The organism is Pseudomonas sp. PB101 (assembly GCF_009764265.1).
Lineage (GTDB): Bacteria > Pseudomonadota > Gammaproteobacteria > Pseudomonadales > Pseudomonadaceae > Aquipseudomonas.
Map to the genome: position 1 here is coordinate 24,518 of NZ_RWIR01000002.1, position 26,108 is coordinate 50,625.

The window sequence follows — 26,108 nt, forward strand, 5'->3', positions numbered from 1 at the left end:
GCCGACCGGTCGGCTGTGGGAGGTTGCGGCAGGCCGGATCCCGGCCTATGGTCCTAGCGATGCAATGCCTGTGATTGACCCCTGATGGCACATTGCAGGCCGATGTCCACCCAGTGCGAATAGCGCAAGGAAGTGACGACATGCTTGATAATTCCCGCCCTGCCGTGCTCGAACTGATCGGCAATACACCTCTGGTACGCGTCAGCCGCTTCGATACCGGCCCGTGCACACTGTTTCTCAAACTCGAATCACAGAACCCCGGCGGTTCGATCAAGGACCGTATCGGCCTGGCGATGATCGATGCCGCCGAACGCGATGGCCGCCTCAAGCCCGGCGGCACCATCGTCGAAGCCACCGCCGGCAACACCGGCCTGGGCCTGGCCCTGGTCGGTCGCGCCAAGGGCTACCGCGTGGTGCTGGTGGTGCCGGACAAGATGTCCACCGAGAAGGTCTTGCACCTCAAGGCCATGGGCGCCGAAGTGCACATCACCCGCTCCGATGTCGGCAAGGGCCATCCCGAGTACTACCAGGACGTCGCCGCGCGGCTGGCGGCGGAGATTCCCGATGCATTCTTCGCCGACCAGTTCAACAACCCGGCCAACCCGCTGGCCCACGAATGCAGCACCGCGCCGGAGATCTGGGCGCAAACCCAGCACGATGTGGACGCGATCGTCGTCGGTGTCGGTTCGGCCGGCACCCTCACCGGCCTGACCCGCTTCTTCAAACGCGTGCAGCCGGACCTGGAAATGGTCCTGGCCGACCCGGTCGGCTCGGTGATGGCCGAGTACAGCCGCAGTGGCACCCTCCCCACTCCGGGCTCCTGGGCGGTGGAAGGCATCGGCGAAGACTTCATCCCGTCGATCTCCGACCTGTCCAGCGTGCGCCACGCCTATTCGATCAGCGACGAAGAAAGCTTCGACCATGCCCGCCAGTTGCTGCGCGCCGAAGGCATTCTCGGCGGTTCGTCGACCGGTACTTTATTGGCCGCCGCCCTGCGTTACTGCCGCGAACAGACCCAGCCGAAACGCGTGGTCAGCTTCGTCTGCGACACCGGTACGCGTTACCTGTCGAAGGTCTACAACGACCAGTGGATGAACGATCAGGGCCTGCTGCAACGCAAGCACTACGGCGACCTGCGCGACCTGATCGCGCGGCGCTTCGAAGATGGCCGGGTGATCAGCGTCGGCCCCGACGACACCCTGCTCACCGCGTTCCAGCGCATGCGCCTGGCGGACGTCTCGCAACTGCCGGTGCTGGTGAAGGGTCAGCAACTGGTCGGCGTGATCGACGAATCCGACATCCTGCTGGGCGTGCACGAAGACGTTGCGCACTTCCGCAAGACCGTGGCCAGCGCCATGACCGACAAACTGCAAACCCTGTCCCCCGCCGCCACGCTGGCGGAACTGGAGGCAGAGCTGGGCCGTGGCCTGGTGGCGATCATCCAGGATGCCTCGGGCTTCCACGGCCTGATTACCCGAACCGACATGCTCAACCATTTGCGGAGATCCCTGCCATGAGTCAACAGGACAAAAACGCCCCGCCACAGGGCTTCGCCACCCGGGTGATCCATGCCGGGCAAGCGCCGGACCCGACCACCGGGGCGCTGATGCCGCCGATCTACGCCAACTCCACCTACCTGCAACAAAGCCCCGGCGTGCACAAGGGCTTCGACTACGGGCGCTCGCACAACCCGACGCGCTTTGCCCTGGAGCGCTGCGTGGCCGACCTCGAAGGCGGCACCCGGGGCTTTGCCTTCGCCTCGGGACTGGCGACCATTTCCACGGTGCTCGAACTGCTCGACGCCGGCTCGCACATCGTCTCCGGCAACGACCTGTACGGCGGCACCTTCCGCCTGTTCGACAAGGTGCGCCAGCGCAGCGCCGGACACCGCTTCAGCTTCGTCGACCTGACCGACCTGGCGGCGTTCGAAGCGTCCCTGCAGGACGACACCCGCATGGTCATGGTCGAGACCCCGAGCAATCCGCTGCTGCGCCTCACCGACCTCGCCGCCATCGCCCGCACCTGCCGCGCGCGCGGCATCATCTGCGTGGCCGACAACACCTTCGCCAGCCCGTGGATCCAGCGCCCGCTGGAACTGGGTTTCGACATCGTGCTGCACTCGACCACCAAATACCTCAACGGCCACTCCGACGTGATCGGCGGCATCGCCGTGGTCGGCGACAACGCTGAACTGGCCGAGCGCCTGGGCTTTTTGCAAAACGCCGTCGGCGCCATCGCCGGCCCCTTCGACGCCTTCCTCACCCTGCGCGGCGTGAAGACCCTGGCCCTGCGCATGGAACGCCATTGCAGCAACGCACTGGACCTGGCGCAGTGGCTGGAACGCCAGCCACAAGTCTCGCGCGTCTACTACCCCGGCCTGCCCTCGCACCCGCAACACGAACTGGCGCAACGGCAAATGCGCGGCTTCGGCGGCATGATCGCCCTCGACCTCAACAGCGACCTGGCCGGCGCCAGGCGCTTCCTCGAGAACGTACAGATCTTCGCCCTGGCCGAAAGCCTGGGCGGCGTTGAAAGCCTGATCGAACACCCGGCGATCATGACCCACGCCACCATCCCGCCGGATACCCGCGCGGAACTGGGGATCGGCGACGGGTTGGTGCGGTTGTCGGTGGGGGTTGAGGATGTGGAGGATTTGCGTGCGGATCTGGCGCAGGCGTTGGCAAGGATGTAAGTCACCTGGGGATGCGGAACACCACAGTCCCCAGTGTGGGAGCTAGCCCTGCTAGCGATAGCGGCGGATCAGTTGGCTAAGATCTTGACTGACACACCGCCATCGCGAGCAAGCTCGCTCCCACACTTGAATTTCTGTCGTACAAAACTGGCTGTTCACCAAAGATCCCCTGTGGGAGCAAGCTTGCTCGCGATGGCGTCGGATCAGTCAATATTGATGCTGTCTGACACTCCGCAATCGTCGGAACGCCGCCCGGAGCAAGCTCGCTCCCACACTTGAATTTCTGTCGTACAAAACTGGCTGCTCACCAGAAATCCCCTGTGGGAGCGAGCCTTCTCGCGATAGCGGTGAATCAGTCGATACTGATGCTGACTGACACTCCGCAATCGTCGGAACGCCGCCCAGAGCAAGCTCACTCCCACACTTGAATTTCTGTCGTACAAAACTGGCTGCTCACCAAAGATCCCCTGTGGGAGCGAGCTTGCTCGCGATGGCGTCGGATCAGTCAATATTGATGCTGTCTGACACTCCGCAATCGTCGGAACGCCGCCCGGAGCAAACTCGCTCCCACACTTGAATTTCTGTCGTACAAAACTGGCTGCTCACCAAAGATCCCCTGTGGGAGCGAGCTTGCTCGCGATGGCGTCGGATCAGTCAATATTGATGCCGTCTGACACTCCGCAATCGTCGGAACGCCGCCCGGAGCAAGCTCGCTCCTACAGGTTTTGCTGGTCTGGCACGCAACAGTCCCTATAATCCCGACGTTTTCGTCTACCCTCACGAAGCGTCGTGCAGCAATCAGCGTGTGCGGGGCGCATCGACATTTTTCCGCTATTGAACCGGAGAACTTCCATGCTCAAACGTACCCTGGCCCTGGCCGTCGGCCTGACCCTATCCGTTACCGCCCTGCTGGCACAGGCTGCCGACACCCTCAAGGTCAGCGCCATTCCCGACGAAGCCCCCACCGAATTGCTGCGCAAATTCAAGCCGCTGGGCGAGTACCTGGAGAAGCAACTGGGCATGAAGGTCGAGTTCGTGCCGGTGTCCGACTACCCGGCGGTGGTCGAGGCGCTGGCCACCGACCGCATCGACATGGCCTGGCTGGGCGGCTTCACCTTCGTGCAGGCGCGCCTGAAAACCGGCAATGCCATTCCACTGGTACAGCGTGAGCAGGATGCGCAGTTCACCAGCAAATTCATCACCGCCGACCCGAACGTCAAGTCGCTGGCCGACCTCAAGGGCAAGTCGTTTGCCTTCGGTTCGGTGTCGTCGACGTCCGGCAGCTTGATGCCGCGCTATTTCATGCTGCAGGACGGCATCAAGCCGGAAACCTACTTCAGCCGCGTCGGCTACTCCGGTGCCCACGACGCCACCGTCGCCTGGGTCCAGGCCGGCAAAGTCGACGCCGGCGTGCTCAATGCCAGCGTCTGGGAAAAACTGGTCAAGGCCGGCAAGGTCGACACCGACAAGGTCAAGGTCTTCGCCACCACGCCGGCCTACTTCGACTACAACTGGACCGTGCGCGGCACCCTCGACCCGGCCCTGGCCGAGAAGATCAAGGCGGCCTTCCTCGCGCTCGACCCGGCAAAACCCGAAGACAAGGCCATCCTGGACCTGCAAGCCGCCAGCCGTTTCATCGAGACCAAGCCTGAGAACTACAAGGGCATCGAGGAAGCCGCGCGCGCTGCCGACCTGCTGAAATGACATTGCATCTGAACCGCGTCAGCCTCACCCACGACACGGGCGTGCTGGCGCTAAATGAGATCGACCTGCACATCACCGCCGGTGAGCAGGTCGCAATCATCGGCCCGTCCGGTGCCGGCAAGTCGAGCCTGCTCAACCTGCTCGCCACCGCCCTGCGCCCCGGCAGCGGCACGGTCGAGGTGCTCGGCGAGCAAGCCTGGCACCTCTCCGCACGCCGACGTCAGCAACTGCGCGCACGCATCGGCCTGGTGCATCAGGCGCCGCCACTGCCACCGCGCCAGCGCGTGGTCACCGCGGTGCTCGCCGGCAAACTGGGGCAATGGGGTTTTGCCAAGAGCCTGCTGAGCCTGCTGCATCCGCTGGATGTGCCGGGCGCGCGGGCGGCCCTGCTCAAACTCGATCTTGGCGACAAGCTGTTCGCCCAGTGCCAGCAGTTGTCCGGCGGCCAGTTGCAGCGCGTGGGCATTGCCCGGGTGCTGTACCAGGCCCCCGAAGTGCTGCTGGCCGATGAACCGGTGTCGGCGATGGACCCGGTGCTGGCCGGGCACACCCTGTCGATCCTCTGCCGCCACGCCCGGGAACACAAGGTGACCCTGGTCGCCAGCCTGCATGCCGTGGAGCTGGCCCTGACGCACTTCTCGCGCATCATCGGCCTGCGTGACGGCCAGGTCCTGTTCGACCTTCCCGCCAGCGAGGTCGACCACGATTTGCTCGACAGGCTGTACGCCAACGAGCAACTGCAATCGCCGCCCGCTCCGGTGGCGCCCTTGAGCCTGCAGATTCCCCGATGCTGACGCGCGATACGCGGGACCCGGCCACCCTTCCTCGCCTGTTGCTCACCCTGTTGGCGCTTGCCCTGCTGTGGCCCGGCATCCATTTCAGCGAGCTGGACCTGGGCGTGCTGTTCAAGGCCGACAGCCAGAGCGAGATGGGCCGTTTCGTCTCGGCCTTCTGGCCCCCCGCCCATGACCAAGAGTTCCTCGAGTTACTCTGGCAAGCCACGTTGCAGACCCTGGCCATCGCCACCGCCGGCATGGCCCTGGCCCTGATGTTGGCCGTGCCCGCCGGCTTGCTCGCCAGCCGCGCGCTGTCGCTGTCGGCGGCTTCGCGCGGCGGTCGCCCCAGCGCCCTGGGCCGGCTGCTGCGCTGGCCGGTGCGCGGCTTGCTGATCTTCCTGCGCAGCGTGCCGGAAATCGTCTGGGCCCTGCTGTTCGTGCGCGCCGTCGGCCTCGGCCCGACCGCCGGGGTGCTGGCGATCGCCATCACCTACAGCGGCATGCTCGGCAAGGTCTACGCGGAAATCTTCGAGTCGGTCGACCAGCGCCCCGCCCACGCCCTGCTGCAAGCCGGCAGCGGTCGATTGACCGCGTTCTGCTACGGCATCCTGCCCAATGTCGCGGCGGAATTGCTGTCGTACACCGTGTATCGCTGGGAATGCGCGATCCGCGCCTCCGTGGTGATGGGCTTCGTCGGCGCCGGCGGGCTGGGCCAGCAGATCGACCTGTCACTGCGCATGTTCGCCGGCGGTGAAGTGGCGAGCATGCTGCTGACCTTTTTCGTCCTGGTGCTGTTCGCCGACCAGATCAGCCGCCTGCTGCGCTGGAGGTTCGCATGAATCGCCTGATCAACCTGCTGCTGATCCTGGGTATCGGAGCAGCAGTCATCGCCTCGTTCCGCTACCTGGGCATCGACCTCGGCGAACTGACCGGCAGCGGCAACCTGCAACAGATGGGCACCTACGTGCTGCGTTTTCTCAGCCCGGACCTGAGCGCCGGCCATCTGCAAGCCATCGGCCGAGGCGCCGTGGAAACCCTGGCCATGTCAGCCCTGGGCACCCTGCTCGCCGCCGTGTTCGGCCTGCTCCTGGCACTGCCGGCGGCCGGGCGATTCGGCTGGCCGTTGCAGAGCGCATCGCGGCTTGTGCTTAACGCCCTGCGCGCCATCCCCGAACTGGTGTGGGCTGCCCTGATGGTGCTGGCCGCCGGGCTTGGCCCGAACGCCGGCACCCTGGCACTGGCCATGCACACCACCGGGGTGCTCGGCCGACTGTTCGCCGAAGCACTGGAAAACACCCCGCCGCAACCGGCTGAAGCCATTCGTTTGCAGGGCGGCAATGTGGTCTGGGCGTTCTGTTACGGCACCTTGCCCAACCTGTTTCCGCAGTTGCTGGCGTACATTTTGTACCGCTGGGAGAACAATATTCGCATGGCCAGTGTGCTGGGTTTTGTTGGGGCTGGGGGGTTGGGGCAGATGCTTTATGTCAGCCTCAGCCTGTTTCAGGAGGCTCAGGCTAGTACGGTGATTTTGGCGATGTTGGTGTTGGTGTTTGCGGTTGATGGGTTGAGTAGTTGGAGTCGGCAGCGGTGGGTTAAGGCTTGATGCTGCCGGTCACCAAGGGCAGAAAGCGGCCAATAGCGGACGCCAACGGATGTCCTCTACCAGAGGCAATTCAGTATGTGATGAAATCTGGTACACACTCGGAAAAATTCACCTGAGGGAATCTATGACAGACGATGAATTTGAAACACTTCTGATGATGGTGACGGATGAACTGTCTCTGAAACAAGCGGAGCTAACCCGGATTTATGCGCTTGGAGAGTGGGCGCGCTGGGGGTTTGAGCAAAGCACTGGCACACTCCAATTCTTCAATAATAGTGACAGGCTGGTAGTCGAGGCAGAGGTCGTGAGGATAGGAAGCTTTTCGATCAAAACGTGTAGTTGGAAATGGGCATGGAGCAATCCCTCGATTGAACCTGCACTACGCCAAGCAGCGCTCCCACTGAAGCAACTCCAAGCCATTACGGGGATTGATCTATTTGGGAACGAACAGGTATTTTCAATTCAAGACGAAACGATGGCATGGGAGTTGGCAGCCTTGGCGGTTCATTACTTAAAGGCCGAAGGGTGCTACTTGGCACCAGCTTCATCCGAGGGCCCCAACCACTATCTGGCAATCACGTCTATAAAGGTTCTTGGCGACTGAAGTGTTTGGTTAGCCACCAATCGCCAGGGACTGCTATGGGTCGTTTGCTGTCGGTCGTTAATACAAAGTGTGCTGGTCAAATCGACGAAAGCCTGTCGATTGGGAAATGACGCGTAGTGCGACAGATCTTACATTTCGTGCTTCCCGAGACCTACGTTTGCGAAATGGGGTGCCTGAATTGAAGCAGGGATGTTATCGCAATGATCAGATCATCCAGCGGTGGGGCCTTTTAATAATTGTGTACTGGAACTTCGGAGCATTAATTTCTCTGGGGGATTTTGACGTAAAACTTTCTCCGAGTTTAAGTTTACTGGTTATAAAATTTGGGTTTCATCAGGAGGCTTTAATGCGGAAGTATTGCACAGCTTCAATAGGGTATATTGGTGGCGACAAGGTAAATAAAAATCTTCACTGAAATTAGATTGTCAGTATTTATAATGAGGCTTTGTGTGCGTGCTGATAGCGTTGTGCCACCGGTACTGGTCGGTGTATCCTTGGGAAAAGCAGCTAGGGGGTGGGGATGACTACTGAGACACAAAAAATGCTGGACCAGATTCAGCGTAAAATTATTGAAATTGTGACACATGTAAAATTTGAGAACGAGAAGGGGCGCACTGATATCAATGATGATATGGAGCGCTTCTTTAAACAGGTATTGAATGCCCATTATGGGTGCGACCTAAAAAGCACTAACATAAAAATAAGTAATTATCCCGCTATTGACCTTCGCGACGATGATTACCGCATCTGCTATCAAATCACTTCAACTAATACAGCCCAGAAAATTAAAAGCACAATCGAAACCTTCAAAGATAAAAAAATGTACAAGGATTTTGATGAGCTGAGATTCTTGATTTTGACTGACCAGAAGCCGTGCAAAGTGGAAGATCCTTCGCCTGAAGTTCCAATGAGTACTAGCTTGTCTATCATGACGCTGAGTCAGCTAAATAAGGAAGTTAGCAATATTCATAGTGAAGGAAAAATCAGAAAAATTCATAGGCTGATGATGCAGGAATACAAACCTGCGATTGATCCAAGCGGATACCAAATAAAAGGTCCTGCTCGGTATAACTTTGAATCCATGCAACGCCTTTTTGATCAAGCACAAATGGATTCTAAGAGAGCCGCAAAAGATATTAAAGTCTATGAGAAAGATTTTGAGGCGTTCATTAATAAGCTGGCTTGGCTGGAAATCGATCAAAGATTGGTGCTGCAAAGACTTGTATTGAAGTCCGAATTAGTTCCTTACAAGCATGATTGGCTTTACATTTCTTCGTCACGGGTTACAGTGGAGTTCAGGGGCGAACAAGAAATTGTCGATTCGCTAAAGCATCAGGGTTTTTTTACTATTTGGCACGAATTTTCCGTAGATAACGAAACTACATTTACGGCAATTTGCTTGAGCAGCCACACAAAACTAGACCTGAATATTTTTGCTGAACTGAAACAGTTTTCTGAAAACAATGATGACTTATTACGTGAAATGATCGTAAGCCTCGATTTCAAATGTCTTGAATATTGATGATTTGTATCCTAAAAAGCCTCATGAAATGGGAGGCTTCCTAATTTGTAATCGCTCCATGATTCACACATTCAAAGTGTCTTACTGATCCCGGATGGTGGGCTCTCGATTCATTCGGAAGCCAGTTCTTCGTAACGCGATCCGACGCCGAAGTCGCAAATATGTGTCTATACCTCAAACCGTCGATTTCCGACAATCCATTGATGGTTTCCCAAAAGAGCCTATTGGGGCTGGCCGAGACGAGTCAGTCTTAGACTTGGGCGGAGTTCGAATCGGTAACCAGGCGGAGGGGCAAATTAGATTCAGCTTAACTGTTAGGAAGGTTTAGGCGACCATCTAGGGCGAATGGTTCTTGCAGAACAACCTCTATCATTCCCTTCGCTAGTTCCGGGTTGATAATGAGGTTCATGCTATGACGAGACACAGTGGACGGTAGTATTACGAACGGATGTTGTTCAAGTAAGCTTGTGCCGTACTGCTGCTGTCCCCAGCTTACATGACCAGGAATCAGCCAGTTTGGATTTGGTATATCAGACGGGACCACTCTGTAGATCGGAGCGATATCCAGCCGCAGCCGCGCCGCTGTAAGCGTATGCGGTTCACAATCGAGTGCACGAAAACCCTTGTGTACAGCAACCTCTAAAATAGCAGTAGATGAGTCGAGAGACGTGTAAACGGCACGCATTCCCTTAATGTTCCAGCGACCGCCTCCAAGCTCCGCCCCAATTCCGCTCATCCAATTGTCTGCATGTTTAGTAGCATCGAGCCGCCAAACTACAATTTCGCTTTCGTGGGACTTATTGTGCGTAGGCAATTAGTAGACCCCATACTCAAGACGGGTAAGGAAATCACTCACTATTTCATGTCCTACGGAGTTGGAAAGTAAATCAATTGGAGAGTCGCCATCCAAGCCAAGGGCAGGTTTAGTCATCCATTCTTCCGCAAGTTCTCTTGAGCCAAACACGCCAATAGCTTTTTCCAACACTTCAGCATAATGGAGGGCACGAGCACTTTGTTCAGGAGTCAGAGCCTCATCCGGGTTTTTCATTCTCCTGGCCACGGTACGAGCCGATAAACCGATGATTCTTGTAAGAACATCGTAATCCCGGAACGCTTGAACTGATTCGACCATTTCAATGACTGATCCCAGGCGAAATCCTGCCTGCGTGGCCCTGAATACCTCGATCCGGTCGTCGTAAATTTGCAGACCAGGCATGAGCATCGACGTGATCTTTGTGAGGTTCACATCGAAAGAGTGTTTAACCTCTATTGCTAGCCTTTTCTTTCGTGTTCCATGTTTATCAACTTCTACCACAACAAGGTCAGACGAAATCGACTGATTACTTTTCTGAGTGGCCTTTGCGCCCTTGTGACGCGATTTGGCGCTTGGATGATCAGCGGCGGTAGCCATAGCAGCCTCTCGCTTAAAATGACAATTGGCAAATATCATACTGCCATTTGACAGAAGAAAACAAAATAGAGTTTTTTAGAACCGTTGGCCACACCTGTCGTCCGGTTTGATCCTTGCGCCCGGATACGCGTGGTCTGGGGGGGTTCTTAAGGTGCTGCGGCGATCTCCGTCTTCGGGGCAGTTAAATGGCGTAGGCAGAAGGTAGTGCAGTTTCTTGTGCTTACGTTCGTGGGCTGATAAGGAGGTTGAGTATCATGACGCTGGGTAACGACTGCTTTTGGCCGATTCTGTTGAAAAAGTCGATCCGCCCAAACTGCCCGCATATTGATCCGTGAAATCGCATTTTTTGCACGACGCTACGTGAAATCTGAGTCCGGAAGCATCTGCCCAAAGTAAAGATTTCAATCTCAGACGCGTACTTTTCTGTCGTGGATACGATCACCGACTTTTTCAACAGAATCGGCCGTTCTCTGCCGGTCATGGTTACAAAGCCTGCTGGTCAAAACCGATGAAAAAAACCCTTCCTGCGCATCACCGCAGGAAGGGTTTTTTGTTTGCAGCCGATTAATCTTTAGCCTGGCTCAACTTGGTAAACAGCTCGGTCGGTACTTTCTTGCCGTTGGAGGTGAACTGGTTGGTGCGGAACTTGTACACCTCACCTTCCGACAGGAAGCCGTCGCCGTTGGTGTCCATCGCCTTGAATTCCTCTGCGCCCTTGGGTGCCACGGCCAGCAGTTCCTTGAGCGAAACGCGGCCGTCGTGGTCGGCGTCGGTGCGTGCGAAAGACGCATCGCCGCATTTGCCTTCTCCGCACTTGCCTTCGGCCTGGGTCTTCTGGGCGCTGGCTTCGGCGCCGCATTTGCCTTCGCCACACTTGCCTTCGGCCTGGGTCTTCTTGGCGCTGGCTTCGGCGCCGCACTTGCCTTCGCCACATTTGCCTTCGCTGGTCTTTTCCGCGGCGGCCAGTTGGTAGCCCTGGGGCAAGGCTTCGGCGGAGAACGCGGTGGATGCGAAGTTGATACCGCCGACCAGTGCAACTGCGAGCAGGCCAATACGGGTTTTGTTCGACTGGATACGAGACATGTTGATACTCCGGATCAATGGCGTGGCTGGACCACTATGGGTCGTACCACAAGGGGTGATGAACCTGGTGGCGAGGTGCGTTGTGCATCTCGCTTTGACAGGTCTATTTGGCCCCAGTGGTGTATCCGGGCTGTATCCGTGAAGAGCGGGTTTTGTATGGCTGTATGCGGATGCAGCGCCCTGATACACGGCGATACACGAAAGGCGTTACTCGGTTGTTGATGTGCGAAAGAGCGCTTGTTTAAAAAGGTTGTAGGGTATTTCCGGGGGGCTACAAGACCTTGCGTCGTTGCCTACGGTTACGCCAGAATCCGCCGGCTTGTGCGCCCAGGGGCCTGGTTTTATCGTTTCCGCGTCGTTGCCAATTCAGCGACCAGGCTTGGAACCCTGATGAATAAACGGCGCATGACGCCCTTCATAACCCATGCTGCACACCTTTGAGTGTGTGCTTCGTTATGGCGGCTGTGCGTGGGAGACCTTAGGGTCTGCCGGGTTTCCGTTTCCCGGGTTCCAACCTGCGTACAGCTGCCACCCTTCGCTTGGAACCGAATGGTGCAGCTCTAGCTCATAGACGGAGAGTTGCCATGTTCAAGGTCACCCCCAACCCGCCGGACACCGATCCGGCATCCCCGAACGAACCCGATTCAAAACAGCTCGGCGAGGCCGCCGAGCCCGCCCTCGACTTCCCTTCGGCCGCCGACATCAAAGCCACACCGCGCACGCCAGGTTCGCTGTTTACCGTGGATCCCAAGGTCGATACCGAAACCCTGATGGTGTACCTGGTCGAGACGCTGGCCTCGGTCGATGTGATGGTGCATCAGTTGGTGGATCATCTGGACGGTGGTTCGCGCAATGCGCTGCTGGGGATTTCCAACAGTGTGATGTTGGCGGAGATCACGGCGAATCGGGTGTTGGATCAGATTGATCCGCGTGAATAAGCACGGTCAATTGTAGGAGCTGGGTTGTCGGGTCGCCGCATCGCAGCGATGGCGGTGGTGCATTCACCATCGCATCGCCAGCAAGCCGGCTCCTACAGGTTCGTGTTCACAACGCGCCATGGTGGGAGCTGGCTTGTCGGGTCGCCGCATCGCCGGCAAGCCGGCTCCTACAGGGTTGTGTGTTTGATGTTGGGGGATTGCTAGTTCGGGTCGAGCAACCCGCCGCTCCAGTTACGCGACACCCGGCTGCCGGTGAATTTCGCCACGCCCATGCCCTGGGGAATCAGGCGATCGCGATAGCGCGTCACCAGGCGCCCCGCTTGCTCGGCATGCAGGATCACTTCGGAGGATGGATCGCCCGGGGTCCTGAGGATTCGTGCAAAGCGCTGGCCCTCTTCGACGAAATCCCCCAACTCTTTTTCGAAAATCAGCACGCCGGGTTGCGGGGCGATGATGGTTTCCATGTGGCCCATTTCCACCACCTCGACGGGCCAGTCTGCGGGCGTCACTGACTCATTGATGACGCCGCAGCTGCATAGCCAGTTGTAGAGTCCATCGGCATCCGACTCGGCGAAACGGTCGCTGACATCGCCCTGCCCGCGCAGCTCCAGGGTTGCCGCCATACGGTGCTCGGTGACGCCTTCGCGCAGCCACGGGGCGATGATGGTTTCCTCGAAGGAGCCGTCGCCGCCGTCGTCCCAGATGATCGCCACGTCCATCTTCATCGCCGCCGCCAGTTCGCGGCCGCGGGTCTGGAAACTGCGGTGCACGTAGAGGTACGGCAAGGCTTCGTCATCGGTGTGCAGGTCGAGCATCACGTCGGCCGGGGCGGCCAGTTGCACCAGTTGCTTTTGCCATTGCTGGACGCAGGTCGAAGGTCGCTCCATGGCTGCCGACTGGTCGAACGCGCGGTTGAAGTTGTGCCCCGTGGCGTCGTGGTAACGCCCGAGAATCCGCCCCTGGCGAAACTGCCCGATGCCCAGCGGATTCGCCTGCGGCACCACGGTGATGTTGCCCTTGAGCCGGCCCTGGGCTTCGGCGGTTTGCAGCCTTTGCATCAGCAGGTGCAGGACCAGCATCCCGGCGATTTCATCGGCATGCACGCCGGCCTGCAGGTGCACGTTGGGTCCGCTGCCGTCGCCGCCATAGCGCCAGGCACCGACTCGCACGGCGTCACCGTTGTTGTTGCGAACACTGAACGAAATATCCTGCGGCATTGGCTTTCCCTCCCGTCATGACCGTTGAAAAACGCTGTATCGCTGCTGTCGAGGCTGGTGATTGAACAGACGTTCAACTAAGCTCGACTGCGTGAAACCTCACCCAAGGACAGCCTTGTGCCAACCGTTGCCCCGAAGAACCGTCGCGCCGAACCCGAAGACCGCCGCGAAATGCTGGTGGCCGCCACGCTGCGCTGCCTGGGCCGCGACGGTCACGCCGGGATTTCCGTGCGACGCATCGCTACCGAAGCCGGGGTGTCCGTGGGGTTGCTCAACCATCACTTCGGCAGCATCGAGGCTCTGATCGCCGACACCTACCAGCGGCTCGCGAGCGAACTGACCACGGCCCTGCTCCTGGAAATCGAGCAGGCCGGGACACCCGCGCAGAAGATCGACGCCTTCCTGGTCGGCTCGTTCTCGCCCAGGGTCATGGACCCGAAACTGCTCGGCGTGTGGGTGGTGTTCTGGAGCCTGATCCGTCACTCCGAACACGTCAGCCAGTCCCATGAAAAAAGCTACCGCGCCTACCTCGATCTGATCCGCCAGTTGCTCGACGGCCTGGCCGCCAGCGAAGGCTTCGTGATTCACGACACGCGCCTGGCGGCCATCGGCCTATCGGCGATGCTCGACGGTCTCTGGCTCGAGTGGTGCCTGAACCCCGAGACCTTCAGCGCCGCCAACGGATTGCATATCTGCCGTTGCTGGATAAAGGGGCTGCGTCACGGAGCATTCAGCACCGACGACGTCCTGTGATGCGTGCCGGCCGAAGATCATCGCCAGCGTGCCGCTGACCGCGATCAGCCCGGCGCCGATCATCAGCGAGGTGTCCATCAGCGTGCCCCAGACCAGGCTCGACAGCGCGAACGCCCAGATCAGCCCGGTGTACTCGAACGGCGCGAGCAAGGTCGCGGTGGCGCGGCGGAAACTGGCGAACAACAGGAACTGACCGATACCGCCCACCAGCCCGGCGCCGAGCATGCCCAGCCAGGCGGGTGTCGGCGAAGGCGTGTGAGTCCACGGCAGGGCCACCGCCATGCAAATCACGAACACCACGTTGGTGATCAGCATCTGCTCCAGCACCGAGGTCTGCTCGTCCACCTGCCGCAGCTGGATGTAGGTGAACGCCCAGCACATCGCCGCCAGCAGGGTCAGGACGATCGGCAAGGGATCGGTCATGTGGTCGGGGCGACAGGCAATGACCACCCCGATAAAACCGATGATCAGGCTGAACCACTGCCAGCCGCTGGCGCGTTCCTTGAGGATCACCGCCGCCAGCACCGTGACCATGATCGGCGCGGAAAAATATAGGGTGGTCATCTCGGCCAGGGTCAGGTCGCGGGCCGCCGTGTAGTACAGCACCCAGGCGACGATCGACAGCAGACCGCGCACCACCAGCAGGCGCCGGCTGGGTGAATGCCAGGCCCGGCGGATGACGCGCAGACGGCCTGCCAGCAGCACCGCCACGACCACCACGGCGGCGCGCCAGAACAGAATGGTGACCACCGAATAGTCGGCCACCAGCCATTTGATCAGCGCATCCTGAAACGACAGGAACGCATAGCCCAGGACGCACAGGCCAATGCCTTGCAGCGAGCGGTCAACCCTTGACGAACTCATCAGGCCGACCTGCGCACCGGCGTGCCGCGCCGTTCGGCGAAGGCAAACAGCGCCTCGATCAGGAAGGTCAGGCAGACGTAGACACCGGCCACCAGCAACAGCGGTTCATACACTTGCAGGGTTTGTGCGCGGACCACGTTGGCGGCGCCGAGCAGATCGATCACGGCGATGGTCGAGGCCAGCGCCGTGGACTTGAGCAGCATCACGGTTTCCCCGGCCAGGGTCGGCAGCAACAGGCGCATCGCCCGGGGCAAGCGTACCCGCAGCAAGGACTGGCGCTTGGTCATGCCGAAGGCCGAAGCCGCTTCCATCTCGCCCTTGGGCACCGCCAGCAGGCCGCCGCGAATCACTTCGCCGACATAGGCGCCGACCGACACCACCAGGGCGAACACGATGTACCAGTAACCGTCGCGCAGGTACGGCCAGAGGAAGCTGCCGCGAATCAGCGGAAACTGGGCAAACAGGCTGCCCAGGCCGTAGTAGAAGATGTAGATCTGGATCAGCAACGGCGTGCCACGGGTGACGCTGGTGTAGAACAGGCTGACCTTGGCGATCACCTTGTTTTTCGAGATCCGCGCCAGGGCCACCAGGACCGCCAGGGCAAACCCGAACACACTGGCGATCAAAAGAATCGTGAGGGTGGTTTGCAAGCCCCGGCCCAACAGTGCCGCGTATTCAATTATCCACGCTGGAATCATTTCATTTACTCAGCCGGTTCAGTCAACAAGAGGCATCCAGCGACGAATACGTCGCTCCAGCCGACCCGATAGATAGTTCGACACCAGTGTCACCGCGTAGTACAGCGCGGCAGCCGTGAGGTAGAACAACAGATAGTGGCGCGTCGAACCCGCGCCTTGCTTGGCGGTGTACAGCAGCTCGTTGGTGCCGACCACGCTGATCAGCGCACTGTCCTTGATCAGGTTGATCCACAGGTTGGCCATCCCGGCCATGGCGTACGGCGCCATGATCGGCAGCGTGACCCGGCGGAACAGCCCGAAACCGCTCAGGCCGAACGCCTTGGCCGCTTCGATCTGGCCGAAGGGAATCGCCTGGATCGCCGCGCGGAAAATCTCCGAGGCGTAGGCGCCCTGCACCAGCCCCAGCACCACGATGGCCGCCAGCGGACCGCTGACATTGACCACGCCGTAGCCCAGGTGGGTCATCAGCGAATTGAGGAGCATGGAACCGACGTAGTACAGCAACAGAATCAGCAGCAGTTCCGGCACCGCGCGGAACAAGGTGGTGTAGCCGCGCATCAGTGCGGCAATCGGTTTTGGTGCGCCCAGCTTGAGGCACGCCACCACCAGCCCGATCGCCAGCCCGAGCACGAAGGCCCCGGCGGAAATCTGCAGGGTCATCCAGAGCCCCTTCAACAGCGCACTGCCCCATCCCTGCTCGGTGAAATTGATCAGATCGAACATTGCCGGCATTTCAGTCTCCCCTGATCCTGTGGGAGCGAGCTTGCTCGCGATGAGGACATGCCAGTCAATATCAATGGTGACTGAACCACCGCTATCGCGAGCAAGCTCGCTCCCACAGGTTTCGCATTTGCCACAGGATCTGTGTTCAGGTCAGAACGCAGGCTTCACGCTGGTGCCGAAGTAGCTCTGGGACAGGTCGTCGTAGTCCTTGCTCGCCAGCAACTGCTGGATGGCCTTGTCCAGTTTGGCCTTGAGTTCGGTGTCGTCCTTGCGCATGCCGGCGCCTACGCCTTTGCCGAAAATCGGGTCGTAGGGCACGGTGCTGAGGTAGGCCAGGTCCTTGGCGTCCGGGGTCTTGATGAACGAAGCCATGGCGGTGCCGTCGGCCATCATCAGGTCGATGCGCCCGGCGATCAGGTCGGCGTTGGCCGAGTCCTGGGTGTCGTAGTACTTAACGTCGGCGATTTTTTCGTAGTAGGTCTTCAGGTAGCTGGCGCTCACGGTCGAGTTCTGCACGCCGATGATCTTGCCCTTGAGGTCATCCGGGTACTTCTTCACCGACGCTTCTTTCGGGCCGACGACGGCAATCGCCGAGTCGTAGTAGGCCTTGCTGAAGGCGATCTGTTTTTCCCGTTCTTCGGTCACCGACATCGAGGAAAAGATCACGTCGATCTTCTTCGCCAGCAGCGACGGAATGATGCCGTCCCACGCCACTTCCTTGATCTCGCAATCGGCTTTCATTTCGCTGCACAGCTTGTGGATCAGGTCGACTTCGAAGCCCTTCCACTCACCGTTGGCCTGCTTTTCGGTGTACGGCGGATAGGGTTCGGCAGCCACCGCGAACCTGATCGGCTGTGCCTGGGCCGTACTCATGCCGGCCAGCAATACGCAGGCGGCACCGGTCAACCAGTTTGCAAAACGTCGATTTCCCATGTTGTTTTCCCGTCTTTTTATGATGAGTTAGCGAGTCTGATGAGCGTTGACGAATTGCCGGCAACGCTCGCTGCGTGGGTGTACGAACACTTCGTCCGGCGAACCGGTTTCCTCGATCAGCCCTTGATGCAAAAAGGCGACTTTGGAAGAGACATCGCGTGCGAAGGCCATTTCATGAGTCACCAGGATCATGGTCCGGCCTTCTTCGGCGAGGGAGCGGATCACCCGCAGCACTTCCCCGACCAGTTCCGGGTCGAGTGCCGAGGTGGGTTCATCGAACAGCATGACCTTGGGCCGCATGGCCAGGGCCCGGGCGATGGCCACCCGTTGTTGCTGTCCCCCGGAAAGAAACGCCGGGTACTCGTTGCGCTTGGCCGCAAGGCCGACGCGTTCGAGCAGGGCTTCGGCCCGTTCAGTGGCCTCCGCACGGCTTTCACGCAGGACCTGGGTCGGCGCTTCGATGAGGTTTTCCAGCACGGTGCGATGGGGCCAGAGGTTGAAGTTCTGGAACACCATGCCCAGGCTGGAACGGATGCGCACCAGCTGTTTGGCGTCCGACACCAGCGGTGCGCCGGGACGGTTCTGGTTGAGGTGAATGCTTTCACCGTCGACCAGGATGCGGCCCTGGTCCGGCACTTCGAGCATGTTGATGCAGCGCAGCAAGGTACTCTTGCCCGAGCCGCTGGCCCCGATCAGCGAGATCACTTCGCCCTCGCGGGCGGTCAGGGAAACGCCCTTGAGCACCTCGATATTGCCGAAGCGCTTGTGCAGGCGATCGACCTCGATCATGGTCTTGGCCGCGACCGGTTCGACCGTTGCGGTGCTGGTCACCGTGCCGAGCATCGGCCTCGGCGCCTCACCATTGAGCACCTGGACAAAACCGCGAATACGCTGGCAGGCCTGGGCCAGGCGCTCTTCGCCAAGGGTAAACGACAGCCGCACAAACCCTTGGGCCGGCTCGCCAAACGCGGCGGCATCGAGCACTGAGACGCCCGCCTCGCGCAGCAGGCGCCAGGCGAATTCCAGCGAGGTCAGGCCGGTACCGCGTACGTCCACCAGCACGAACATGCCGGCGTCGGGGTTGAGCACGCTGATGCCCGGGCAATCGGCCAGGCCGGACACCACCAGGTCGCGGCGCCGACGATAGATCTCGCGCATGCCGTGGGTGACTTCGTCATGGGACTGCACGGCCTTGAGCGCCGCTTCCATGACGAAACCGGGCAAGCCGTAGAGCATGCTCAGCACCAGGGTTTCGACATGATTGACCAAAGCTTCATTGGCCACGACCCAGCCGATGCGCCAACCGGTCATGGCATGGGATTTCGACAGGCTGCCGATCACCACGCAACGCTCGGCCATGCCCGGCAACGCTGCCAGGCTCAGGTGTTCTCGCTCGTAGGCGAGGCTCTCGTAGACCTCGTCCACCACCACCCACAGGTCATGGGCGATGGCGAGGTCGGCGATGGCTTGCAGCTCTTCGCGACCCAGCACCACGCCGGTGGGGTTGTTCGGATTGGAGAAGAAAATCGCCCGGGTGCGCGGGGTGATGGCCTTGGCCAGCACGGCGGCATCGAGGCGGAAACCCGAGTCCGCCGCGCAGGGCACCCGCACCAGCGTAGCGCCAGACGCCTTGAGCGTGGCTTCGTAAGTCACGTACATCGGATCGAAGGCGATCACTTCATCACCGGCGCCGAGCAGGCACATCGAGGTGGCGAACAGGGCGTTCTGCGCACCTGCCGTGAGAATGATGTTCGAGGCCTGCACTTCGCGGCCGATCGACTGGCTGTAGCGGCCGGCGATGGCTTCGCGCAAGGCCTGGCGACCGGCGATTTCGGTGTAGTGGGTATCCCCTTCGCGCAGGGCGTGGATGGCGGCATCGGTGATGAAATCGGGAGTGGGGAAATCCGGGTCGCCGACGCTGAGGATGATCACGTCCTCGCCGTTGCGTTGTGCTGCATTGGCCGCGTAGTGAATATCCCAGGCGGCAACGCCTTGGCCACTGATCCGTTCAACAAAGGGTGAAAACCGCATGCCAGTGCCTCGTTCGAATTGAAGAAACGCAAGCCCGCAACCAGCCGGGGGAAGGTGGCCCCCAACATAGTCCAGACTGAACACTCGTTCAACAGAAAACTCACAAGGCTTCGCGTTCAGCGCAAACAGGTCGTTTTCACGACAGTCGCGCCGTTTTTCAGCACGGCGCGATCAAGCGACGTGAAACGATTTTGCTGACTGCTCCCAGCATCAGCGCCAAAAGAATCAGCCCCGCAGCCACCGCAAACGTCAACCGCATCCCCTGCGCGATAGCCTCGGGTTGCGCCTGCAAGATATCCTCGCTGGCCGTGCCGAAGGCGAACACGGCGCCCATGACCGAGGCGCCCGTGATCAAGCCGAGATTGCGCGACAACCCGAGCAGGCCGGAAACCACACCACGTTGTTGCGCCTCGATTTGCAGCATGACGGCGGTATTGTTCGCCGCCTGGAACAGCGCATAGCCGGCCGTGAGGACCACCAGAGGCGCGAGGTAACCGGGTACACCGACGCTCATCGGCATCAGCGCAAGGATGCAGGCGCCGGTCAACATGGTAATCAGCCCGAGTGCCCCCGAACGCTGCGCGCCCAGCCGGTCGACCAGGCGTCCGGCGGGCATGCCGGCCAGTGCCGCCACCAGCGGGCCGGCCGACATCACCAGCCCGACACTCGCCGCCTTCAACCCCAGCGCTCCCGACAAATAGAACGGGCCGACCACCAGGGTGGCCATGACCACCGTGGTCACCAGGGTGCTCATGGCGAACCCGGCGCTCAGCAGCGGATTGCCCAACATCCTCAGGTTGATCAGCGGCGACGCAGCCGTTTGCTCGACGAACACGAACAGGATCAGGCCGATCACCGCGACCAGCAGCGCGGTATTGAGCGGGCCGAAGCTGTCGCGCCCGAGGGTCATGGCCAGTGTGTAAGCCAACAGGGTCAGGACCAGTACCAGCGTGCCGAGTGCGTCGAAGTCCGGGCGGCTGGAGGTGATTTCGTGGCGATCCATCGGCAAAAAGCGCCAGGCCAGTCCGAACGCCAACACACCCTGGGGTACGCTGAGCAGAAAGATCCCCTGCCAGCCCACCTGGGCAATCAACACGCCGCCCAGCGTCGGCCCCAGGCAAGTGCCTATCGCCGACATCGTGCCGAGCACGCCCATCGCGCTGCCGGTTTTTTCCTTGGGCACCGCCCCGCTCACCAACGCCATGGATAGCGCCATCATGATGGCCGCGCCGACGCCCTGAAGGGCGCGGGCCGCAATCAGCAACCACAGGCCCGGCGCCAGGGCGCAGAGGAGCGAGGCGACGGTAAACAGTGCAATGCCGATCAACAGCAAGCGCCGCCGCCCCATGAGGTCGCCGAGCCGGCCGACACTGACGATCAGCGCGGTGATGCTCAGCAGGTAAGCGAGCACCACCCACTGCACGGCCTGGAACGACGCAGAAAACGCCTCGGCCAATGCCGGCAGCCCAACGTTGGCAATGCTGGTGCCCAGGGATGCCAGCAACATGGATAACGACAGGCTGGCCAAGGCGCCTCGAATCGGTAGGGAATTCATTTTCTCGTGACTCCGCAAACAGGTTGTACCGAGCCTAAGCCCGGCCATACCATGGCGGAAGACGCAGCGGTTGCACTTAATACGTGCATATAACGCCACACATCCACAAACCAGTGTGGGAGCGAGCCTGCTCGCGAAGAGGCCATCAGCTTCAACATCAACGTTGGCTGACATACCGCTTTCGCGAGCAGGCTCGCTCCCACAGGACCCCATTCCAATGCCCGATCTGAATTTGCTGATCACGCTCAACGTGTTGCTCGAAGAATGCAGCGTCGCGCGAGCGGCACAGCGTTTACGCCTAAGCCCATCCGCCATGAGCCGGGCCTTGGCGCGATTGCGCGAAACCACGGGCGATCCGCTGTTGGTGCGGGCCGGACGCGGACTGGTGCCCACCCCTCGGGCGCTGGAGTTGCGTGAACGCGTCGGTGTGCTCGTGCAGGACGCCGAAGCCGTCCTGCGTCCCGCCGAGGTACTCGATCTCAAGCAACTGACCCGCACCTTCACCCTGCGCACCAGCGACGGCTTCGTGGAGAATTTCGGACCGCCACTGATCGCCCGCCTCAACGCAGCAGCGCCCGGTGTCCGCTTGAATTTCGTGCAGAAGCTCAACAAGGACAGCACCTTGCTGCGCGACGGCTCGGTGGACCTGGAAACCGGCGTGATCGACGAGTCCACCAGCCCCGAAGTGCGCACCCGGATGCTGTTTCGCGACCGCTTCATTGGCGTTGTGCGCAAGGGCCATCCACTGGCTTGCGGCGAGATGACAGCGGTTCGTTATGCCGCCGCCCGGCACATCCTGGTCTCGCGCCGGGGCCACGAAAAAGGCGTCATGGACGACGCCTTGAATGAGCTGGGATTGCAACGGGAGATCATCACCATCGTCGCCGGGTTCTCGTCTGCGATTGCATTGGCGCGGGCTTCAGACCTGGTAGCCAGCGTGCCGCAGCGGCATGTCGGCAACCTGTGCCAGGGGATGCATTGTTTTGCCCTGCCCTTCCCCACGCCAGCGATCACGGTTTCGATGCTGTGGCATCCGCGCATGGACGCCGACCCGGCGCATCGCTGGCTGCGCGGTTGTGTGTGGGAGGTTTGCAGTGCGCAATGATCCGGTGTCGCCTACTGCTTGAGAATCAGCAGCGGCTCGCCTTTCTTGACGATGTAGGTGGCCAGTTCCGATGCCTTGTCCTGGCCCACGTTCTTCGCCACATGCGCGACGCCTTCAGGGATGTACAACGAATCGCCGGCCTTGAGCGTCACCGGTGCCCGCCCTTCCAGTTGATACTCGAAGGTGCCGCTGATCACGTGCGCTACCTCTACGCCCGGGTGAGAGTGCCTTGGCGCGACCACACCCGGATCGAAATCCACGAGCACCTGAATGACTTCGCGATCGGCGGCGCCCAGGTCGTCACGCAACAGGTCCGTGCGATGCAGCCCTTGTTGCCAGCTTTTGACGGCTGGAGCCGGCTGTACTTCCTGGGCTTGCGAGAGGCTCGCGAAGGTCGCCAGCCCCGCTGCTACCAGGGCGATGCCCAGCTTGCCGATGGTGTGACGAGTGTTGATACGCAACATAGCCTTGCCTCCAGTTGAATCATGCTCGGCCGCGTCGAAAGTGGCGCGGTGCCGGTGATTGCATTTGAAGGCCGCCGTGTATCGCCAGGGTGTCGGGAAACACAGGTTTTGTATGCCCGGGTAACGGCGGGCGCTGCGGATACCTGCGGATACAAACCCGCCGCTGCGGGCGCCGCTAGCCCTTGAACGCTTCGCGCCGGGCGCTGCGTTCGGCGACATAGGCTGCACTCGGTTCACTGATCAGGTCGGCGCGGTGCAAGGGTTGCCCGCAATGCGCGCACAGCGGCCCCAGGCCCGCCGGCTCGCCGCAGCTGCGGTGGGTATACACCACCGCCAGGCCTTCGCCGGGGGATTTGCACCAGGTTTCACCCCAGGCCCGCAGCGCCAGGACCACCGAGTAGAACGCGTCGCCCTTTTCCGTGAGGTGATATTCGTAGCGTTTTGGCCGTTCGCTGTAAGCGCGTCGCTCGACAAGTCCGTCGGCCTCCATGCTCTTCAAGCGCGCCGCGACCATTTGCGGCGTACCGGCGGTCTGCGCCTGGATTTCATCGAAGCGATGGCTGCCCATGAACAATTCGCGCAGCACCAGCACCGTCCATCGGTCACCCACGACGGATTCGGCCCGGGAAATCGGACACAGGGTTTCAGAAACGGTTGTTTTCACCGACATGCGGTATTGCCTCTTTCCTAGTTACTATGATTATCATATCTACGTAAATTTTGAGCAACTACACTTCACCATCCACGGATTTTTTTGCGGAGAACCGTCATGTCCAACGCCATCTACCCTCTTGACCGGACTGCCTATCTGCTGGTCGACCCCTACAACGACTTTCTCTCGGAGGGCGGAAAGATCTATCCGTTGATCGAGCCCATTGCCAAGCAAGTCGGCCTGCACGACAACCTGCGCACCCTTGATCGCACCATCCGCGCCCTCGACATTCCGGTGGTCATCGTACCGCACCACCGCTGGGAAAAAGGCGACTACGAAAACTGGGATCACCCAAGCCCCACCCAGTGCAAGATCATGCACATGCATCACTTCGCACGGGGCGAATGGGGCGGCGAATGGCACCCTGATTTTGCGCCGAAGGACGGCGATATCGTCGTGCAGGAGCATTGGGGGTCGAGCGGTTTTGCCAACACCGACCTCGATTTTCGCCTCAAACAGAAAGGCATCACCCACGTGATCATCGTCGGCCTGTTGGCCAATACCTGCATCGAGGCGACTGCCCGTTACGCTCAGGAACTCGGCTATCACGTCACCCTGGTACGCGATGCAACCGCCGCCTTCAAGCCGGAGATGATGCACGCCGCCCATGAACTGAACGGCCCGACCTTCGCTCACGCCATCGTGACCACCGATGAACTGGTTGCCGCACTGGCACAGGCAGGTGCGTGATGCAGTTGACCGGTAAGCTGCTGATCGGCGCCAGCGATGTCGCCGCCAGCGAAGGCACCCTGAAGGCGCTCAATCCCGCGACGAACCAACCGATCGAACCGGCGTTTGCGCTAGGTAGCGTGGCCGATGTCGACCGCGCCGCGACCCTGGCCGATGACGCATTCGATGTCTACAGCCATACCTCGCTCGCCGAGCGTGCGGCGTTTCTCGAACGCATCGCCGACAATCTCGACAGCGTTCGCGAAGCGCTGGCGGCACGGGCGGCCCTGGAAACCGGACTGCCCGAGGCGCAGCTGCAAGGCGAGGCAATCAAGGCGGCCACCCAGTTCCGCCAATTCGCCGATGTCGTGCGCGGGGGGCGTTTCCTGCAACTGGCTATTGATCCTGCACAACCGGAGCGCCAGCCGCGCCCGCGCATGGACCATCGCCTGCAGAAAATCGCCATCGGCCCGGTGGCGATTTTCGGCGCGAGCAACTTCCCCATCGCCTATTCGGTGGCCGGCGGCGATACCGCGTCGGCACTGGCGGCGGGTTCGACGGTCATTCTCAAGGCGCACAACGCGCATCCCGGCGCCTCGGAAATCCAGGCCCGTGCCATCCGCCAAGCGGTGCAAGACAGCGGACTGCCCGAAGGCGTGTTCTCGATGGTGCGTGGCAGCGGCAATGCCATCGGCGAAGCACTGGTCGATCATCCGCTGATCAAGGCCGTGACCTTCACCGGTTCCGAACAAGGTGGCATGGCGCTGTACCGGCGCGCACAACAACGCCCCGAGCCGATTCCGGTCTTCGCCGAAATGACCAGCGTCAACCCGACCTTCATCCTGCCCCGGGCACTTGCCGAACGGGGTGCGCCGATTGGCGATGGCTTTGTTGAGCGCATGCTGGTCAATGTCGGGCAAGCCTGTCTCAAACCGGCGATTCTGGTTACCGTCGAAGGTCCTGGTTTTGCCGCGCTGCGCCACGCCATGAGCAAACGCGTGAGCGAAGCGCCGGCCCGCACGATGCTGACACCGGGTATCCACGGGGCGTACCTGAAGGGTCTGTGCAACATGGAAAGCGCCGGTGCCAGTCTTGTCGCCGTGGGCGCAACCGCGACCGCTGAAGTGGATGGCCGCTCGGCGCTGTTCGAAGTCGAGGGTGAGCGTTTTCTCGCTGAGCCGTTGCTTGCACAGGAAGTGTTCGGCCCGTCCGCGTTGCTGGTGAAGGTCCGGGATGAAGAAGAACTGTTGCGGGTAGCGCGCTCATTCAAGGGGCAACTCAGCGCGACCCTGCATCTGGAACAGGACGATTTGCCACTGGCCCGTCGCTTGCTCCCGCCCCTGGAGCGACGCACCGGGCGCATCGTGGTCAACGCCTTCGCCCATCCGCAGGAAGTGTGTTTTGCCACCGTGCATGGCGGGCCGTTTCCGGCGACCACCGACAGCCGATTTACCTCAGTGGGCATGACGTCCATCGAGCGCTTCCTGCGTCCGGTGGCTTATCAGGGCTTTCCGGATGCGTTGCTGCCGGAGCCCTTGCGCGAGGGCAATCCGTTGGGGCTGCCACGCCTTGTGGACGGGCAATAAAAAAGGTTATTCAAGCAATCCCGTAAAACTGTAGGAGCCGGCTTGCCGGCGATGGGCTCAGGTGCGCCGCGTTTATCCGGATCATGCGCGTTATCGTTAACGACCATCGCTGGCAAGCCAGCTCCTACACGAGACCGCGTCCTGGTCGAAAATCATGCCATCCCGGAAAATACCGATAACGCAATCCCTGTAGGAGCCGGCTTGTCGGCGATGGACCCAAGTGCGCCGCGTTCAGTCAGGATGCACGCGTTATCGTTGACGACCATCGCTGGCAAGCTGTAGTGGTTCAGTTTTTTTGAACCGCTCTGTAGGAGCATTAAGCCGCTTGCTGCTCAAATAGCGCAGGCGGCAGGTGGTTTGAAGCGGAATGGCAACGGCGATGGTTGTAATGTGAGATGAAGCCCATCACATCCTTCTCCGCTTCGAAATGATTTTGGTAGCCGTTTTCTGGCATCCAATCGTGCT

24 protein-coding genes and 1 pseudogene are annotated in these 26,108 nt (G+C 60.4%); 13 read left to right on the forward strand and 12 right to left on the reverse strand.

The features are described 5' to 3' along the window. Positions 1-140 precede the first annotated feature (140 nt). The 8 genes from EI969_RS00150 to EI969_RS00185 all read left to right on the forward strand — a co-directional run bounded on the left by EI969_RS00150 (position 141) and on the right by EI969_RS00185 (position 8,901). Entirely contained in the window at positions 141-1,517 is a 1,377-nt protein-coding gene (locus EI969_RS00150; RefSeq protein WP_160385395.1) for a pyridoxal-phosphate dependent enzyme, read from the forward strand. Then, entirely contained in the window at positions 1,514-2,692 is a 1,179-nt protein-coding gene (locus EI969_RS00155; protein WP_160385396.1) for a PLP-dependent aspartate aminotransferase family protein, read from the forward strand. The genes EI969_RS00150 and EI969_RS00155 overlap by 4 nt, the downstream gene beginning before the upstream one ends. Positions 2,693-3,544: 852 nt before the next feature. Next, on the forward strand, positions 3,545-4,396 hold the full coding sequence (locus tag EI969_RS00160) for a putative selenate ABC transporter substrate-binding protein (RefSeq protein ID WP_160385397.1): 852 nt from the start codon (positions 3,545-3,547) through the stop codon (positions 4,394-4,396). Continuing rightward, positions 4,393-5,190 (forward strand): phosphonate ABC transporter ATP-binding protein, encoded by a 798-nt coding sequence (locus tag EI969_RS00165; RefSeq protein WP_160385398.1) that lies wholly within the window; start codon positions 4,393-4,395, stop codon positions 5,188-5,190. The genes EI969_RS00160 and EI969_RS00165 overlap by 4 nt, the downstream gene beginning before the upstream one ends. Continuing rightward, entirely contained in the window at positions 5,184-6,011 is an 828-nt protein-coding gene (locus EI969_RS00170) for an ABC transporter permease (RefSeq protein ID WP_160385399.1), read from the forward strand. Before EI969_RS00165 ends, EI969_RS00170 begins: the two co-directional genes overlap by 7 nt. Then, complete coding sequence (phnE, locus tag EI969_RS00175; protein WP_160385400.1) at positions 6,008-6,775, forward strand: phosphonate ABC transporter, permease protein PhnE; 768 nt, start codon at positions 6,008-6,010, stop codon at positions 6,773-6,775. The genes EI969_RS00170 and phnE overlap by 4 nt, the downstream gene beginning before the upstream one ends. 124 nt (positions 6,776-6,899) lie before the next feature. Continuing rightward, the gene (locus EI969_RS00180; RefSeq protein WP_160385401.1) at positions 6,900-7,379 is read left to right on the forward strand and encodes a DUF6882 domain-containing protein; all 480 of its coding nucleotides are present in this window, start codon (positions 6,900-6,902) and stop codon (positions 7,377-7,379) included. Between the two features lie 520 nt (positions 7,380-7,899). After that, positions 7,900-8,901, forward strand: a complete 1,002-nt coding sequence (locus EI969_RS00185; protein ID WP_160385402.1) for an SMEK domain-containing protein — start codon at positions 7,900-7,902, stop codon at positions 8,899-8,901. 307 nt (positions 8,902-9,208) lie between these two features. On the opposite strand, the gene EI969_RS00190 is transcribed toward EI969_RS00185, so the two are convergent. The 3 genes from EI969_RS00190 to EI969_RS00200 form a co-directional block, all read right to left on the reverse strand. After that, on the reverse strand, positions 9,209-9,715 hold the full coding sequence (locus tag EI969_RS00190; RefSeq protein ID WP_256678060.1) for an RES family NAD+ phosphorylase: 507 nt from the start codon (positions 9,713-9,715) through the stop codon (positions 9,209-9,211). Then, positions 9,716-10,312, reverse strand: coding sequence for an antitoxin Xre/MbcA/ParS toxin-binding domain-containing protein (locus EI969_RS00195; RefSeq protein WP_160385403.1), 597 nt, complete (start codon positions 10,310-10,312; stop codon positions 9,716-9,718). Between the two features lie 564 nt (positions 10,313-10,876). After that, entirely contained in the window at positions 10,877-11,395 is a 519-nt protein-coding gene (locus tag EI969_RS00200) for a hypothetical protein (protein WP_160385404.1), read from the reverse strand. A gap of 584 nt (positions 11,396-11,979) precedes the next feature. Between EI969_RS00200 and EI969_RS00205 the strand changes: the two genes are divergently transcribed. Next, the gene (locus EI969_RS00205; RefSeq protein WP_160385405.1) at positions 11,980-12,333 is read left to right on the forward strand and encodes a DUF6124 family protein; all 354 of its coding nucleotides are present in this window, start codon (positions 11,980-11,982) and stop codon (positions 12,331-12,333) included. A 200-nt stretch (positions 12,334-12,533) separates the two neighbouring features. On the opposite strand, the gene EI969_RS00210 is transcribed toward EI969_RS00205, so the two are convergent. Further along, the gene (locus tag EI969_RS00210; protein ID WP_160385406.1) at positions 12,534-13,550 is read right to left on the reverse strand and encodes a succinylglutamate desuccinylase/aspartoacylase family protein; all 1,017 of its coding nucleotides are present in this window, start codon (positions 13,548-13,550) and stop codon (positions 12,534-12,536) included. A 171-nt stretch (positions 13,551-13,721) separates the two neighbouring features. On the opposite strand from EI969_RS00210, the pseudogene EI969_RS00215 reads away from it, so the two are divergent. After that, positions 13,722-14,207: pseudogene (locus EI969_RS00215) on the forward strand (TetR family transcriptional regulator C-terminal domain-containing protein); the annotation flags it as partial. Here EI969_RS00215 and EI969_RS30375 read toward each other — a convergent pair. The 6 genes from EI969_RS30375 to EI969_RS00245 form a co-directional block, all read right to left on the reverse strand. Next, positions 14,163-15,167 (reverse strand): DMT family transporter, encoded by a 1,005-nt coding sequence (locus tag EI969_RS30375; protein WP_160385407.1) that lies wholly within the window; start codon positions 15,165-15,167, stop codon positions 14,163-14,165. The pseudogene EI969_RS00215 and the gene EI969_RS30375 sit on opposite strands and share 45 nt — an antisense overlap. Further along, positions 15,167-15,865, reverse strand: a complete 699-nt coding sequence (locus tag EI969_RS00225; RefSeq protein WP_110658704.1) for an ABC transporter permease — start codon at positions 15,863-15,865, stop codon at positions 15,167-15,169. Before EI969_RS00225 ends, EI969_RS30375 begins: the two co-directional genes overlap by 1 nt. 18 nt (positions 15,866-15,883) lie before the next feature. After that, entirely contained in the window at positions 15,884-16,597 is a 714-nt protein-coding gene (locus EI969_RS00230) for an ABC transporter permease (RefSeq protein ID WP_160385408.1), read from the reverse strand. A gap of 141 nt (positions 16,598-16,738) precedes the next feature. Further along, positions 16,739-17,521 carry a transporter substrate-binding domain-containing protein gene (locus EI969_RS00235; RefSeq protein ID WP_160385409.1) on the reverse strand — a complete coding sequence of 261 codons (783 nt, stop codon included), beginning with the start codon at positions 17,519-17,521 and terminating at the stop codon, positions 16,739-16,741. A gap of 27 nt (positions 17,522-17,548) precedes the next feature. Further along, positions 17,549-19,552 carry an aminotransferase class I/II-fold pyridoxal phosphate-dependent enzyme gene (locus tag EI969_RS30745; RefSeq protein ID WP_160385410.1) on the reverse strand — a complete coding sequence of 668 codons (2,004 nt, stop codon included), beginning with the start codon at positions 19,550-19,552 and terminating at the stop codon, positions 17,549-17,551. Positions 19,553-19,709: 157 nt separating this feature from the next. Then, positions 19,710-21,107 carry an MFS transporter gene (locus tag EI969_RS00245; RefSeq protein ID WP_160385411.1) on the reverse strand — a complete coding sequence of 466 codons (1,398 nt, stop codon included), beginning with the start codon at positions 21,105-21,107 and terminating at the stop codon, positions 19,710-19,712. 217 nt (positions 21,108-21,324) lie between these two features. Here EI969_RS00245 and EI969_RS00250 point away from each other — a divergent pair, with 217 nt between their 5' ends. Beyond that, positions 21,325-22,212, forward strand: a complete 888-nt coding sequence (locus tag EI969_RS00250) for a LysR family transcriptional regulator (RefSeq protein WP_160385412.1) — start codon at positions 21,325-21,327, stop codon at positions 22,210-22,212. Between the two features lie 11 nt (positions 22,213-22,223). Here the strand turns inward: EI969_RS00250 and EI969_RS00255 are convergent, their stop codons facing one another. Both EI969_RS00255 and EI969_RS00260 read right to left on the reverse strand, forming a co-directional pair. Next, positions 22,224-22,676, reverse strand: coding sequence for a cupin domain-containing protein (locus tag EI969_RS00255; protein WP_160385413.1), 453 nt, complete (start codon positions 22,674-22,676; stop codon positions 22,224-22,226). Positions 22,677-22,851: 175 nt separating this feature from the next. Beyond that, on the reverse strand, positions 22,852-23,346 hold the full coding sequence (locus EI969_RS00260) for a helix-turn-helix domain-containing protein (RefSeq protein ID WP_160385414.1): 495 nt from the start codon (positions 23,344-23,346) through the stop codon (positions 22,852-22,854). Between the two features lie 99 nt (positions 23,347-23,445). Here EI969_RS00260 and EI969_RS00265 point away from each other — a divergent pair, with 99 nt between their 5' ends. Together EI969_RS00265 and EI969_RS00270 are read left to right on the forward strand one after the other, a co-directional pair. After that, entirely contained in the window at positions 23,446-24,078 is a 633-nt protein-coding gene (locus tag EI969_RS00265) for an isochorismatase family cysteine hydrolase (protein WP_110662714.1), read from the forward strand. Then, positions 24,078-25,643 (forward strand): aldehyde dehydrogenase (NADP(+)), encoded by a 1,566-nt coding sequence (locus EI969_RS00270; RefSeq protein WP_160385415.1) that lies wholly within the window; start codon positions 24,078-24,080, stop codon positions 25,641-25,643. Before EI969_RS00265 ends, EI969_RS00270 begins: the two co-directional genes overlap by 1 nt. Positions 25,644-26,108: the final 465 nt, after the last annotated feature.